Origin of the sequence: Arsenophonus nasoniae DSM 15247, from assembly GCF_000429565.1 — a bacterium.
GTDB classification, from domain to species: domain Bacteria; phylum Pseudomonadota; class Gammaproteobacteria; order Enterobacterales; family Enterobacteriaceae; genus Arsenophonus; species Arsenophonus nasoniae.
Window position 1 is genome coordinate 1 of record NZ_AUCC01000273.1, and the last position, 1,175, is coordinate 1,175.

1 protein-coding gene is annotated in these 1,175 nt (G+C 45.4%); it reads left to right on the forward strand.

Going from position 1 to position 1,175, the window contains the following annotated elements; translation table 11 throughout:
* The coding region (locus G468_RS22040) for a virulence-associated E family protein (protein WP_248604909.1) at window positions 1-1,175 on the forward strand (1,175 nt) is incomplete at both ends.

Below are 1,175 nucleotides of genomic sequence, written 5' to 3' on the forward strand. Positions count from 1 at the left end.
CCTTCATGGGTGGATATGGGCAATCGCCTCGCCTGGTTTAAAGACACACACTTTGAAGATGAAGCTAAAAAGATGTGGCTTGATTGGTCTTCTGCAGCAGATAAAGGAGACATATCCGCTGCAGAAGCCAAATGGCCTGAGCTACGTGCCGAAAGAACAGGCTATCAAGCAATATTCAGTCTAGCGCAAAAAGCAGGATGGGTAAATCCTGGTGTCGAGCGATTGAAAACGGCGGTTGCCACGGTAGATGAGTTCGAAGATCTAACAGACCCTACTGAAAATTCAAAATGGCCTACGTTTAAACGCAATAAAACCTCAGGCCAAATTGAAGCCACGATTGACAATGCGGCTAAAGCGGTTATGTGCGCTGATTTTGTCGGTGTAGAAATTCGGTTTGATACTTTCAGGGATGAGATCATGTTTGCACCTGTTGGCACTAAAGCGTGGCAAACCTTTACTGATGCCGATTATTCCCGATTGCGTATCACAATGGAAAAGCGAGGATTTAAAGCAGTGGGACGTGAGTTAATTCGGGATGTGGTATTACTAGCTGCGGATGAAAATCCCTTTGATTCAGCTATGGAATGGATAAAAAGCCTCGAATGGGATGGCATACCGCGTATCGAAAAGTTTTACCATACCCATTTTGGTACTGAGGACACCGCTTATACGCGTGCGGTATCGCGCTATATGTGGACAGCCCTTGCGGGAAGAGTATTAAAGCCCGGTATCAAAGCGGATATGGTACCGATCTTGGTGGGTGCACAAGGTTCTGGGAAATCTTCAGGGGTGGCGGCGTTATCCCCTGATCCAGCTTTTTTTACTGAAATTTCCTTCGCGGAAAAAGATGATGATCTGGCGCGTAAGATGCGAGGCTGTCTGGTGGCAGAAATTAGCGAATTACGCGGACTTAATACTAAAGAACTGGAATCCATCAAAGCCTTTGTCACGCGTACACATGAAAAGTGGATCCCCAAGTTTAAAGAATTCGCCACCCAATTTCCCAGACGCTCATTGAGTATTGGTACGACAAATGAAAACGAATTTTTAGGTGATAAAACAGGTAATCGGCGTTGGCTACCTGTTGAAGTTGGAAAAATGGATGTAGAAGGTATCAAAAAGGATGTGATTCAGTTTTGGGCGGAAGCGCGAGAGCTATTTACCAAAACAGGGAT